This is a genomic window from Bacillus sp. PK3-067, assembly GCF_056738645.1.
In genome coordinates this window covers 4018307-4032063 of sequence record NZ_CP096490.1, presented here as the reverse complement: position 1 = coordinate 4032063, position 13757 = coordinate 4018307, and the positions used below count along the sequence as shown (strand labels likewise).

Below are 13757 nucleotides of genomic sequence, written 5' to 3'. Positions count from 1 at the left end.
GCAGAAATGTACATTGCATATGTACATTTTTTATTTTGTAGAAAAACATTATTGATATAGAAACATATATTGGTATAAAAGGGGGAAAAGTATGAAACATAAAGGGAAAATTAGTGGATTATTGCTTGGCAATACTGTGGCAGTTACAGAATGGATTGCACTTCAGGATGTAATTGCAAAACTGGATTCACGATCATTTTATACCGTCTTTATTATTTATATATTGCAAATGATACTAAGTTATTATTTTGGACATTGGTACGATAAAAGAACAAACGAGCGTATGGGTATGGAAGTAGGAGGAATGGCAAGCAATGATTTTGTTGTTGATTTTTTTGGGAAAGTAGCTGCTTTATCTGAAAGAGATTCTCGTAATATTACAGTGTACATTCTTTCTGTAAAAGAATGGGAAGGGTTAAAAGACACGTTGCAAGAAAAAAAGTTGGGAGTGTTAGTACAAAAATTAGAGAGTACCATTGTAAAGACAATTCGGAAGGGCGATGTTGTTACAAAGTGGGATGAAAATAAGTACGTTATTGTAGCAATTGATAATGGTCATGAAACATCAACAATAACAAAACGATTAATGAAAAATATTGAAAGTGAAATAGAAGGTGATTTACTCAGTATCACTCTTTTATTTGGAGCAGCTAGCTATCCAGTAGAAGGAAAAACGTTTGAAGAACTGTTGAGAAAGTCGCAAAATCAATTGTACCAGTATAGAAATTTGCAAGAAAATGAGTGAAGCTTTGATTTGAAGATATATGATAGGAAGATGTTTTATTTGTAACATTTTTTTGACTTTTATTACAAAAAAACGCCACATTTGTAATAAAAGTCTTTAAAAATATATGAAATAAGCATATAATTATGATGGTAGTGCCAATGCAATTTGCACAGTGTGTTTTATTTTAAAAGTGTAGAGGAAAGCAAGCTCTACACTTTTCCTTTTTAGGAAATGAAAAGAATATTTGTAAGTTGTTGCGAGATATCGATTGTACTGTGTAAAATGAACAAAGAGATTAATTGATAGAAAGCTGGAAAGGGAATGATAGACGTGAGAGCGGAGCGATCACCTTTTATCAGGTGAACTATTATAGTCTTATTAAGACTGAGGTGAAATTCCGTGGATATTAAAGTAATACATAGTGTGAACAGGCCTTAAAAAACACGAAGTAGTATACTTAAAAATGGATATGGAATTGCTAAATAATTCAAAAAGAATAATGTAATATCAAGTAATAATTTGTACAAACAATATTAATGATCTTCGTAAAAAAGATGCGAGTGTATAGAACAATTACATATTTTATAACTTTTTTATATTACACGATGGTCGTTTATAAGTAGGAGGAAGAGATGTTGAAATATAGTAAATTAGCAATTGTAACTACATTATCAATGATTTTATTAGCCGGTTGTTTCGGTCCGAAACCAGAAGAAGAATTATATGTAGCGTTTGAAAACGCTGCTAAACAAGAAAAAACAATGTTTGAAGATGCAAAAAAACTTGAGACTTTAGAGAAAGAAGGACAAGAATTATATAACCAGATTGTTCAAGAAGGAAAAGATAATAATCAAACTGTTAAAGAAAAACTGAATCAAGCAGTGAAAAATACAACTGAACGAGAAAAAGTGCTTACAAAAGAAAAAGAAGTTTTAAATAAAGCGCAAGAAGAAGTGAAGTCAGCTGATAAGTATGTGAAGAAAATTGAAGATAAGAAATTGAAAGATCAAGCTGATAAAGTGAAAAGCACGTATGAGAAACGCCACGATTCATTTAATAAAATGTATGACAGCTATAACAAATCTTTAAAACAAGAAAAAGAGTTATATACAATGTTACAAGATAAAGGTACTAAATTAAAAGATATTAGTGAAAAAGTAAAAGTAGTAAATCAATCTTATAAGGATATTGAGTCAGAAAAAGATAAATTTAATGAATTTACAAAGTCTTATAATACAGAAAAAGTAGCTTTTTATAAACAAGCAAATATTAAAATTAAAGAAGAGAAAAAATAAAACAGTTTGGCCTACACTTGGCCAAACTGTTTTATTTTTTTGTATAAGTACGACTATACCATGGAACAGGCTCACTTAATTTTTTTTCTTGTTTTAATGCTTCAGGACCAATATAATCTTGAAGTGTTTTTTTTGCTACTGTTAAAGATAAGGTTGTTTTCGGATTTCGATAGGAGGATTCAAGATGACCAAGATGCGGTAGAATTCGAAAATCTTCTTTCGTAGGAGGGATGTGGAAAAAATAATCGCCTAAACGTATAAGGACATCAGATTGTTGTTGGCTAAAACGTGGGTTTCTAGAAAAATGCAATCCTTCTTTAATTGCTTTTTTTTCAGCAATCAAACGTTCTAAAGCTGTCTTTTTTAACCAGTATAAATATTTAGGATTAGTAGCTGCTTTAGCATGACGATTCACAACGAAAATAGATTGAGCTAGTCGATTAATAGAATGTTGGTTTTGTAATTGAGATTGTGGTTGTGAAGGTTTCATATTGAATCTCCTTTCAATTTTTCATTATTATACCATAAATAAAATAGGTATTTATTATACGCAAAAAGTGATTGTATATATTTTCAATATTAAAGCAATATTGTTACAAAAAACAACTATTTTGTATAATAGTAATAGAATATGTTTTTGAAATTTGATAATGAAAGAGTGAGAAGTTTGAAAGAAATATTAAAACAACAGTATGCCATTATAGATATTGGATCTAATACAATGCGTTTAGTTATTTATGAAAAGCAAAATGGAGGTTTTTATAAAGAGATTGAAAATACGAAAGTTGTTGCTAGGTTAAGGAATTACTTAATTGATGGTGTATTGAATGAAGAGGGAATAGAAGTATTATTACAGACATTATTTCAATTTCAAGAAAGTACAAGATTCCATCAGTTGCATCATGTACTTTGTGTTGCAACAGCAACAATTAGACAGTCGGAGAATCAAGAGGAAATTAAAAAGCTTGTTGAAGGACAAACGGACTTTACTCTTAGAGTATTATCAGAGTATGAGGAAGCGCGTTACGGATACCTGGCGGTTATGAATTCTACATCGTTTTCAGAAGGAATAACGGTAGATATTGGTGGGGGAAGTACGGAAGTTACATACTTTAGAAATAGAGAGATTTTAGAGTACCATAGTTTTCCTTTTGGGGCACTTTCTTTAAAGCAACAATTTATTAAAGGTGATATTCCTACTAAAGATGAGTTAGAGGGAATGCAACAGTATTTAGAGTTTCAATTTCGAACGTTACCATGGTTAATCAATAAGAAATTGCCTCTTATTGCAATTGGTGGTAGTGCTAGGAACTTAGTAAAAATCCATCAAAATTTAATATGTTATCCTATAGCAGGATTACATTTATACAAGATGAAAGAAGAAGATGTTGAAAGTGTAAAAGAGGAATTGGAAAAATTGTCGTTCATAGAACTTCAGAAATTGGAAGGATTAGCAAAAGATCGAGCAGATACGATTATTCCAGCGGTTGAAGTATTTCATACACTTGTTCATGTTATAGAGGCACCGGCATTTGTATTAAGTAGAAAAGGGTTAAGAGAAGGTGTTTTCTATGAAGAGTTGACAAAAGATTTGGGGATTTCATATTATCCGAACGTAGTTGAAGAAAGTTTGCATTTACTATCACATGAATACGAAATGGACATGGAATTTGTTATTCAACTTATTAAACATGGAAGACTAATTTGCAAACAACTTGAGGAAATAGGGCTTATTTCTATGTCAGTAAAAGACTGGGAAGTGTTCCATCAAGCTGCGAAAGTATTTAATATAGGCAAATATATAGACGAAGAAGCAAGCCGTTTACATACGTTTTATTTATTAGCGAATAAGACAATTGATGGCATGATGCATAAAGATCGAGTAAGGCTAGCGCTTATTGCATCGTATAAATCAAAAATGTTATTTAAACAACATTTATCTCCATTTGAAGGTTGGTTTGATAAAAGCGAACAAAAAAAAATCCGCCTGTTAGGAGCTGTTTTACAATTTTCAGCTACTTTAAATGTAAGGCAACGATCGCTTATTGATACCATATCTATAACAGAAAGCGAAGAGGGATTAACGTTTAAAGTTTTATGTGAACAATCGGCATTAGCAGAAAAAGTACAAGCTGAAAAACAAAAAAAACAGTTAGAAAGAGTATTAAAAACGAATATTAATTTATTATTTGAACTAAAACATTAGGGTTGTACGGATGTCTTTACGAAAAATTTACACTTTGTAATATTGTAATTTGATAAAATGAAATTAACTAAATTATAGTAAAAAAGTTTCAAGGGGAAGTGTGAAGAGAATGGAATTATTGAAGGGGAATGCAGTAAATTTAAATGATACAGCTTATTACAATAATCGAGAGTTAAGTTGGTTAGCATTTAATGAACGTGTCTTACAAGAAGCGCAAGATGCAAATAATCCACTTTTGGAAAGATTGAAATTTATTAGTATTTTTAGTTCGAATTTAGATGAATTTTTTATGGTACGTGTAGCGGGATTAAAGGATCAAGTGAGTGCTGGATTTAATCAACCAGAAAATAAAGCTGGCTTAACACCGAAAAAGCAATTAAATAAAATTGCGATAAAAGCCCATGCACTAATGACAGTACAATATGATACATTTAAAAATTATGTATTACCAGCGCTTGAGTTAGAGGGAATTGAACGTTTAACATTCAATGATTTGACGAAAGAGCAGCGAGAATTTATAGAAGAGTATTTTGACGAGCAAATTTTTCCGGTGTTAACTCCTGTAGCTATTGATGCATATCGCCCATTTCCAATGTTATTAAACAAAAGTTTGAATTTGGCTACTCTTTTATATGATGAGAAGCAAGCAGAAGAAGAAAACAGGACGAAGTTAGGGATTGTGCAAGTTCCTTCATTACTTGAGCGCTTCATAATTTTACCGAGTGAAGGGCAAAAGCATAAATTTATTTTATTAGAAGACGTAATTAGTAGCTTTACTCATAAATTATTTACGGGATATACAGTATCATCTGTTACTCGTTTCCGTATTACACGCAATGCAGATTTAACGATTCATGAAGAAGGTGCGAGAGATTTATTAAAGGTAATTGAAAAAGAATTAAAAAAGCGTAAGTGGGGGGCTGCTGTACGTTTAGAAGTTGGGAAAGAACACATTGATGAAAGAGTATTAGCGTTATTATATGAGGTTCTGGAAGTAAAAGATGAAGATGTATATATAATGGATGGCCCATTAGATTTAACATGTTTGTTTTCTTTATATAAAAAACTAGCTCCTTTATATGAACATCTTGTATATCCAGCTCTTATTCCGCAACCGCCTCAAGATTTAGGTGATGAAGAAGATGTATTTGAAAAAGCAATTGAGCATGATATTTTATTACATCATCCTTTTGAATCATTTCAGCCGGTAGTTGATTTTGTCCGTGATGCGGCAGACGATCCGAATGTACTTGCGATTAAACAAACGTTATATCGTGTAAGTGGTGATTCACCGATTATTCAGGCGTTAAAGATAGCGGCTGAAAAGGGAAAACAAGTGACGGTATTAGTTGAATTAAAGGCAAGGTTTGATGAAGAAAACAATGTTCACTGGGCTAAAGAATTGGAACAGGCAGGCTGTCATGTTATTTACGGTGTCAGTCACTTGAAAACACATAGTAAAATTACGCTAGTTGTAAGGAGAAAAAACGGAAAAATCGAAAGGTTCGTACATCTCGGAACTGGGAACTATAATGATGCAACAGCGAAGTTATATACTGATTTTGGATATATTACATCAAGAAAAGATTTTGGGGTCGATGCAACCAATTTCTTTAATTATTTAAGTGGTTATACAACAAAGCCACATTTTCATCATTTATCGGTTGCTCCATTTGATATAAGAGAGCAATTTATGGATTTAATAGATGAAGAAATCCGTTATCATAGGCAATATGGAAATGGATATATTATCGCTAAGATGAATTCATTAACAGATAAACCGTTAATAAAAAAAATGTACGAAGCATCACAAGCTGGAGTAAAGGTAGAGCTCATTGTTCGAGGAACATGTTGCCTACGACCTGGTATTCCAAATGTAAGTGAAAATATTCGTGTAGTTAGTGTTGTTGGAAGATATTTAGAACATAGCCGTATTTATTATTTCCATCATAATGGGGAGGAGAAAATATATTTATCTTCAGCTGATTTGATGACGCGAAATATGGAGAAGCGAGTGGAAATATCTTTCCCGATATTAGATATTGAAATGAAGGCACGAATTAAGGCGATTTTACAGCTTATATTAGCTGATAATGTGAAAACACGTGAACAAAATAAAGATGGTGATTACTATTATGTTATTAATGGTAGTACAGAAGAAATTGATAGCCAAGTGAAGTTGTTTAAGATGGCGTATCAAAATACAGACGCTGAATAATGAAAAAAAGTAAAAACCTCTTATGTCCATAAGAGGTTTTTACTTTTTTCTACTCATATGCTCCAAAAATAGAAGGATGAGTAGAAACAATAGTTTTATTATAAGCGTGTAATGAGATGGCTCGTTGAGAGAATAATATTTGAAAGAATCGTTACTTTAACCTAGTAATAGTAGGGTTGCTGACATGGTCCACCGTAACAAGGATAAGGTGCTGGCGGCGGGAAAGGTGGTGGATAAGGTGGATAAAATGGTCGAGGGCCGAAAGCTAATGCTCCGCCGAGCAATCCACCAGCAATTCCAGCTAGAAAGGGAACGCCAAAAAACGGGAAGAAGCGTGAGTCGCCTACTGGACCAATAGGTGCTGAACGGACTGGAATTGGTTGATAATATGGATACATGAACATACCTCCTTTATTGGACTCACTTTTATCATATGGTAAACGAAACATGGATGAGCGCGTACAAGAAAGGATATGTAAGAAAATAGGCGAATTATTACGAATGTTGGAGTGTGAAAATTGTGATTTCAGGTTTTGACATGAAACGAAATGGGACACGTGTTCTTCCGAGGCCTCGATTGACATAGAGAGTTAAATCCTGCATCGTATAGAAGCCTTCAATATAGTCTTTGGCGAGTGATGGTGTAATAATAGCCCCTAAAAAAGGAATTTGTACTTGTCCGCCATGGCTATGACCAGAAAGTTGCAAGTTGATTGGATATTTGGAAATTTGCGGCGCGATATCTGGCTCGTGAACAAGAACGATGTTATAAGTATTTTGCCGTGCATGTTGTAATGTTTTCTCTATTTTTGGTTTGCCTAGTAGTATATCATCGAGACCGAAAATAGAAATTTCACTATTATCCATTAGACGAATTCTTTTTTTACTATTTAGCAATAGTTCAAATCCTGATTCACGCATGATGTGCTCATAGTATTCAGTTCCATATCCACCGTGATCATGGTTACCATAAATAGCGAATTTACCGAAGGGGGCTTGTATATTTTTTAAAATGGACGCGACAAAAGGAGTGTCAGTATACGTTTGATAATTATCAATGAGATCTCCGGTAAAAAGGACAATATCTGGATTTACAGCATTAATTTTAGAAACAACTTGAGATAAATGTTGAAGCGAGAAATAGTATCCGAGATGTAAATCGCTGAATTGAAGAATTTTCATACCATGAAAACTTTTTGGGATGAGTTGTGATTTTAATGTGTGCTGTGTAAAAGAAATGAAATGGGGTTCTATATATTTAGCATAGTAGTATCCGATGCCACTGGTTATAAATGAATAGAGACAAGTACGCATACCAATTTTTAAAAAATTTCTTCTTGTAATGTGCGTCATAAAAATATGAGTATACCTCAATGTTTTTATTCCATTTACAGGCTACTCAAATCTCCTTTCAGTTTATTTAAAAATATACTTTACATAATAAAAAATTAGTATAGATTACGAAAAAAATGAATAAAAAGAAAGTTCTTTACATTAAAATATCAGAAAAGTTTAAAAATATAAAGATTTCTATTAAATAAAGTGATAAAATGAATGTGTATTCATTTTTTTGGAGGGGATGTATGTGAAAGAAAAGGTAGTTATTATAACAGGTGGATCGAGTGGAATGGGAAAAGGAATGGCGACTCGCTTTGCAAAAGAAGGGGCACGAGTTGTTATTACAGGACGTACAAAAGAAAAACTAGAGGAAACAAAGTTGGAAATTGAACAATTTCCAGGGCAAGTATTACCTGTACAAATGGATGTAAGAAATACGGATGACATTCAGAAAATGATTGAACAGATTGATGAGAAGTTTGGTCGAATTGATGTTTTAATAAATAATGCAGCTGGAAACTTTATTTGTCCAGCAGAAGATTTATCCGTGAATGGCTGGAATTCGGTCATTAATATTGTATTAAACGGTACATTTTACTGTAGCCATGCTGTCGGAAAATATTGGATTGAAAAAGGTATAAAAGGGAATATCATTAACATGGTAGCAACATATGCATGGGATGCAGGTCCAGGAGTTATTCATTCGGCTGCAGCGAAGGCAGGAGTATTAGCGATGACGAAGACGCTCGCTGTTGAGTGGGGACGTAAATATGGAATACGAGTTAACGCTATCGCTCCAGGACCAATTGAACGTACGGGCGGTGCTGATAAATTATGGATTTCAGAAGAAATGGCTAAGCGTACGATACAAAGTGTTCCGCTTGGAAGGCTGGGTACGCCAGAAGAAATCGCTGGTCTAGCTTATTATTTATGCTCAGATGAAGCTGCGTACATAAATGGAACTTGCATGACAATGGATGGAGGACAACATTTACATCAATATCCATTTTAAAAGGGATAAAAAAATGAATGTTTGATTCATTTTTTTACGGTTAAATGTGACGGAATTGTGACATATGAAAGAAAAGTGTTTACAAGAGGTCATATATACGTTATATTTAAGACCTCTTTTTTCTTCATAGTAGAATTGCTAATTCCCCTTAGCATTTTACCCCTCTAATCCCTTCAGGAAAACTGAAGGGATTTTTTATTATTTTTCCGTAAATATCATGTTATAATTTTTGAAAAGTAAAGGGAGGGAAGCACGTTGATAGATGCATTAGATGTAATGAGTAACTTGGATAAAGTCCTTCCTTATTATCAAGCTATTTTTAGTGCTGATGAGCATACTGTAATTGGATATGAAGTAGTAGGACGTATTCAAACAGAAGAGGGCATACAAAGTTTAGCTTCTTTCTTTCACGATGATTCGATTCCAAGTGAATTTCAACTGGAAGCGGATAATATTATAGTAGAAAAAGCTTTAAATCGTTATTTAGAAAGCGATCAAAAATTATTATTATTTATACATCGGAATGCTAATGTATTAATGAATGATGATGATGAAAGCTTGCTTCAACTTTTATTGAGGTATGAAGAACAAGGTTTAAATTTAAAACAAATTGTTTTAGAGATTACAGAGCATGAATGTAAAGAAGATATAGAGCAATTTAATCATTTGCTTATGTATTATCGTACATATGGTATTCAAATTTCGATTAATAAAGTCGGAACGGGTACAAGTAATTTAGAGCGTATTAGCGTGTTAGCACCTGATATTTTAAAAGTAGATTTAACGAACTTAAGGCAAACAGCACTTTTACAATCTTATCAAGATATTTTATATTCTTTATCATTACTTGCTAGAAGAATTGGTGCAACTTTATTATATGAAGAAATAGATGCTTTTTATCAACTGCAATATGCTTGGAAGAACGGTGGAAGATATTATCAAGGTAATTATTTAAAAGAATGTTTACCTGATTTTATTGAAACGAATGTTTTGAAAGAGCGACTAGGTAATGAATGTCATCAGTTTATTCAGCATGAAAAGAAGAAGTTACAAAAAATTTATAATTTAACAGAGATGTTACGCGATCGCATTGGCGATGTTTTATCAAAACAAAAAAAGAATGAAGATATAAATGATTGGTTATTACAATTTAGTCAAAGTGTATCACAGTGTAGTTTTCGTATATTTATTTGTAATGAAGATGGTTTCCAACAATCAGGAAATGTTATGAAAAAAGATGGAGAATGGATTGTGATGCCGGATTATTATATGAAGAACTGGAGCTGGCGCCCGTATTTTCTCGAGAATATAATGAAAATGCGTTTTGAGAATAAGGCGAGGCTTTCAGATTTATATGCAGATATTGAAACGGGAGAAATGGTACGAACATTTTCTTTCCCGATTGATGATGACAACTTTTTATTTATAGATTTATCTTATGAATATTTATATGAAGAAGATGTTTTATTTTAATGCACGAAGAGATTCGTGCATTTTTTGTTTGTTTTTATCATAAATTGGTAATAGTGAAAATGGTGATGAAAATGCTGTCTATCGTTGTAAAGATTTTACGAACGAAATCTGTCCTTTCTTTGCATAATCATTGTTACAATGAATACTACAAAGACAAGTTCTTTTAAAAGGAAGGTGAAAAAATGAGGAAATATGGAATATGGCTTGTTCTATTTGTATGTGTTGCCTTTCTAGTTGGTTATAGTGTTACGACTGTTTTAGGAAAAGAGGAAGTGGAAGTCGATCGGAAAGAAGTATTTACAACGATACAAAAAGGCTATGAAACCCAGTTTTCAATTCGTGGGAAGCATTTGCCGATGAATAAGATGATAGAGACGTTATCACCGTATTTTACAGATAATTTCCTTCAAGTATTTACAGATGAAAATAGCAGAAGTGATAAACAAAGTGGTGAATATTTACTTCCGGCAAAAGAAGCACCGTTTTCTTTTAATTCAGAAACGAAAATGTCGTATGATGAAGAACATAAAAATTTATATGTATACGAGCGGACAAAAAGTGGACAATATCAAATTGTAACATTGAAAAGGGATCAAGATAAATGGAAGTTAGCAGGATATCATGAAAGTCAGGAACTTTTAACTGAAATAAAAAGATTGCAACAATTATAAAGTGAAACTTTTAATTAGTGGGAGTTTTACTACCTACAAACAGCGGGATAAGAATAGGAATAGGTATTTACCTATTCCTATTCCTATTCTATATTGAGTAGTTGTTGTAACTTTTCAATTTGAAAACCTGCAACTACTTCGCCATCAATTACGACTGTTGGAGTTGAATAGGAATCATAGTCGTTTAAAAGACGATTGCGAGCAGCAGCGTCTTTTTTTACGTCAAATTCTTCATATGCAACGTTATTATGCTTCAAAAATTCTTTTACAATAACACATGGCGGACAATCGGGTTGTGTATAAACCTCAATTTTTTTCATTGTAATTCCTCCTTTTTTCTGTTTTTTATTATATTCTTCCAGTATAAAAACCGCAATAATGAAGGAGAAATATGTTCTTTCTGTTTTTTCCTTCGCATTTCGACAAATTTTTAGTTGAGTTTCTGGCCAATAACCTTTATCCTAGAGTGTGGAACATTTTTTCTGTTATGACGGATAGAATGAGTATAGCTGTAAAACCTATTGGTAGGAAGATCAGAGAAAGGAGAGATTTCATGTCTCTACTCCAAGGAATTTTAACTCGACTTGTTAGTCTACAAGAACAAGCTGAAAGCGGTGAAGTAGCACAACGCTATTTTGAAGTGAACGGTGAGCGCAAATGTAGCGTGAAATTTTTCGATAAAAGTGAAATGTATGAGTTAGAAGTGTATCAACAAGGTGAAAAACCTCAAGTATATCAATTCGATAATATCGACATGGTTGCAATTGAGATTTACGATATCATTTCTTGATACATATAAAAAAGGTACTGCCACATGGCAGTACCTTTTTTAGTTCTATTACTTTCTAGCATAATGTATAGAAGTTTTTTATTTTTCCTACAATGGTATTAAAATGAAAATTTAATCCGTGCAAGTTTGCTTATCCATGTGGATAATTAGTCCCGTCAACCGGGTGAATATGTGAAGCTAAACTTCTCACTATCGCTGGGTTTTGCAAATAGCGGGAGAAATATAACTAGGAGGTTATCGTATGGAACGTTTACCAGTTGTGATTTGTCCTAATTGTCAAAGTTCTGCTGAGATTATTCATGTATTAACGGCTCAATCTAATCAAAATGTAATTTATACGTGCCAAGTTTGTCACTTTGTAATTCGAAATATTGAAACGAATAAAGGATAGGAAGTTATAATTTTAGTTTTTGTCCCATACAATGAGAATACGAAAAGTCTGTCTAATTGAAAGGACGTGACTCTATGGACGGTGCACATAAATTTTACAATGTTTCAGAGAGACATTTAAATTTTGATATGGTCTTTAACCGTATTTGTAGTTTCATTGAAAAGGATCCGCGAAATTTGTATCGATTATCCATTGGGACAGACTCGCAAGCGCATCAAAAGGATACGAGGTTTATTACAGCAATCCATATTCATCGTGTTGGAAAAGGTGCCTGGGGTTGTTTACACCATAAATCAGTAAAAGATAAGCCAGCGACCTTACGTGAGAAAATATATTTAGAAACGCAGTTTAGTCAAGAAATCGCATGTCTATTTACGCCTACTCATATACAAACAATATGGGAGTTATTGCATCCTTATGCTCAAGATGGGGCTGGATTCATAATGGAAATTCATTTAGACATTGGGAATGATGGCTTAACAAAAGAATTTATTTTAGATATGACAGAAAAAATTCGAGCGATGGGATTAACTGCAAAAATTAAGCCGGATGCTTATGCGGCGTTTAGCTATGCAAATCGATATACGAAATGATTTTTTTGTATGTGTACGATTGTTACATATCTTTAAACGAAAACTGAATATTACATCTATTAAATAGGTTGAATTTTTTATATAATAAGAGTAACGATGCGAGTGTAAGGAGAGGGGTATATGCAAAGGGAAGTTGTTTTAACGAAGGAAGAAGAAAGTTTACTACTAGATATTTTATTTCAGCAAAATTACGCAAGTGAAATTTTAGCTGTGGAACTTACAGATATTGAGAATGGTTTGAAACAGACAGATGTGATGCAATATAAAAAAATCACAAGGTTATTTTACAGATTAAAAAATAAAGGGTATTAAGCGCTACCGGAATGGTAGTCTTTTTTTTGTGCGGTATGCTAAAATAGCTGTGTGATTGTATTTTTATTGAAATAAATTTAGGACAAAATAATAATATGAAAACGCTGTCATAAAATGTGAATAGAGTTGTGAACATAAGCAGGAAAAAGGGAAAATGGGGGATGTAATATGATTAGTATTCCGAAAGACGAATTTCAACAAATTCTTGTGAAGGATTTAATGATTTCATCGGAAAAAGTAGCTCATGTCCAAATTGGAAATAGTTTAGAACATGCTTTACTCGTTCTTGTAAAATCTGGATATTCAGCGATACCTGTCTTAGATCCAATGTATAAACTACATGGTTTGATTAGTACTGCCATGATATTAGATGGTATGTTAGGATTAGAACGTATTGAGTTTGAAAGGCTCGATGATATGAAAGTAGAGCAGGTGATGAAAGAAGATATACCTGTTCTTAAATTAGACGATTCATTTGCAAAGGCTTTAGAAATGACAATTGATCATCCTTTTATTTGCGCTGTTAATGAAGAAGGCTATTTTGAGGGGATTTTAACACGTCGGGCTATTTTAAAATTGTTGAATAAGAAAGTAAGGCAACATAATCGATAAAGTGAAAAAAGTGACTTCATAGAAACGAAGAAGTCACTTTTTTTTCGTGCATATCACTTGTGTATGTATTATATTTAAAAAGACATAAAACATAAGGAAAGTTTGTGCTGGACAATTGT

General features: G+C 32.7%; 16 protein-coding genes. 12 read left to right on the top strand and 4 right to left on the bottom strand.

Translation table 11 applies throughout. From position 1 onward, the window contains the following. The first annotated feature begins 91 nt into the window (after positions 1-91). Positions 92-745, top strand: a complete 654-nt coding sequence (locus M1D73_RS20595; RefSeq protein ID WP_063220780.1) for a diguanylate cyclase domain-containing protein — start codon at positions 92-94, stop codon at positions 743-745. A 614-nt stretch (positions 746-1359) separates the two neighbouring features. Further along, positions 1360-2022, top strand: coding sequence for a YkyA family protein (locus tag M1D73_RS20590; RefSeq protein ID WP_000922498.1), 663 nt, complete (start codon positions 1360-1362; stop codon positions 2020-2022). Between the two features lie 31 nt (positions 2023-2053). Here M1D73_RS20590 and M1D73_RS20585 read toward each other — a convergent pair whose 3' ends face one another. After that, positions 2054-2512, bottom strand: coding sequence for a YkyB family protein (locus M1D73_RS20585; protein ID WP_000804864.1), 459 nt, complete (start codon positions 2510-2512; stop codon positions 2054-2056). A gap of 141 nt (positions 2513-2653) precedes the next feature. Between M1D73_RS20585 and M1D73_RS20580 the strand changes: the two genes are divergently transcribed. Next, positions 2654-4228 carry a Ppx/GppA family phosphatase gene (locus M1D73_RS20580; RefSeq protein WP_002198132.1) on the top strand — a complete coding sequence of 525 codons (1575 nt, stop codon included), beginning with the start codon at positions 2654-2656 and terminating at the stop codon, positions 4226-4228. A 109-nt stretch (positions 4229-4337) separates the two neighbouring features. Further along, positions 4338-6446 carry a polyphosphate kinase gene (locus M1D73_RS20575; protein ID WP_000421678.1) on the top strand — a complete coding sequence of 703 codons (2109 nt, stop codon included), beginning with the start codon at positions 4338-4340 and terminating at the stop codon, positions 6444-6446. 161 nt (positions 6447-6607) lie between these two features. Here the strand turns inward: M1D73_RS20575 and M1D73_RS20570 are convergent, their stop codons facing one another. Then, complete coding sequence (locus M1D73_RS20570; protein WP_000283738.1) at positions 6608-6844, bottom strand: hypothetical protein; 237 nt, start codon at positions 6842-6844, stop codon at positions 6608-6610. 97 nt (positions 6845-6941) lie between these two features. Then, a complete protein-coding gene (locus tag M1D73_RS20565; RefSeq protein ID WP_002026257.1) occupies positions 6942-7799 on the bottom strand; it encodes a metallophosphoesterase in 858 nt (285 codons plus the stop codon). Positions 7800-8031: 232 nt separating this feature from the next. Between M1D73_RS20565 and fadH the strand changes: the two genes are divergently transcribed. The 3 genes from fadH to M1D73_RS20550 all read left to right on the top strand — a co-directional run bounded on the left by fadH (position 8032) and on the right by M1D73_RS20550 (position 10940). Further along, on the top strand, positions 8032-8796 hold the full coding sequence (gene fadH / locus M1D73_RS20560) for a 2,4-dienoyl-CoA reductase (RefSeq protein WP_000660913.1): 765 nt from the start codon (positions 8032-8034) through the stop codon (positions 8794-8796). Between the two features lie 255 nt (positions 8797-9051). Further along, complete coding sequence (locus M1D73_RS20555; protein ID WP_000564306.1) at positions 9052-10269, top strand: EAL domain-containing protein; 1218 nt, start codon at positions 9052-9054, stop codon at positions 10267-10269. A gap of 182 nt (positions 10270-10451) precedes the next feature. Further along, positions 10452-10940: a DUF3993 domain-containing protein gene (locus tag M1D73_RS20550; RefSeq protein WP_001233804.1), complete on the top strand. Its 489-nt coding sequence runs from the start codon at positions 10452-10454 to the stop codon at positions 10938-10940. 83 nt (positions 10941-11023) lie between these two features. On the opposite strand, the gene M1D73_RS20545 is transcribed toward M1D73_RS20550, so the two are convergent. Continuing rightward, the gene (locus M1D73_RS20545; RefSeq protein WP_000717873.1) at positions 11024-11260 is read right to left on the bottom strand and encodes a glutaredoxin family protein; all 237 of its coding nucleotides are present in this window, start codon (positions 11258-11260) and stop codon (positions 11024-11026) included. Between the two features lie 233 nt (positions 11261-11493). Between M1D73_RS20545 and M1D73_RS20540 the strand changes: the two genes are divergently transcribed. The 5 genes from M1D73_RS20540 (at position 11494) to cbpB (ending at position 13638) form a co-directional block, all read left to right on the top strand. Beyond that, complete coding sequence (locus M1D73_RS20540) at positions 11494-11730, top strand: YkuJ family protein (RefSeq protein ID WP_000055151.1); 237 nt, start codon at positions 11494-11496, stop codon at positions 11728-11730. A gap of 241 nt (positions 11731-11971) precedes the next feature. Beyond that, positions 11972-12121, top strand: a complete 150-nt coding sequence (locus M1D73_RS20535) for a hypothetical protein (protein ID WP_000440540.1) — start codon at positions 11972-11974, stop codon at positions 12119-12121. A 74-nt stretch (positions 12122-12195) separates the two neighbouring features. Continuing rightward, positions 12196-12714, top strand: coding sequence for a ribonuclease H-like YkuK family protein (locus tag M1D73_RS20530; RefSeq protein ID WP_000348488.1), 519 nt, complete (start codon positions 12196-12198; stop codon positions 12712-12714). Between the two features lie 120 nt (positions 12715-12834). Beyond that, positions 12835-13026 carry an antirepressor AbbA gene (gene abbA, locus M1D73_RS20525; RefSeq protein WP_001188692.1) on the top strand — a complete coding sequence of 64 codons (192 nt, stop codon included), beginning with the start codon at positions 12835-12837 and terminating at the stop codon, positions 13024-13026. A 168-nt stretch (positions 13027-13194) separates the two neighbouring features. Next, a complete protein-coding gene (cbpB, locus tag M1D73_RS20520) occupies positions 13195-13638 on the top strand; it encodes a cyclic-di-AMP-binding protein CbpB (RefSeq protein WP_000623579.1) in 444 nt (147 codons plus the stop codon). Positions 13639-13757: the final 119 nt, after the last annotated feature.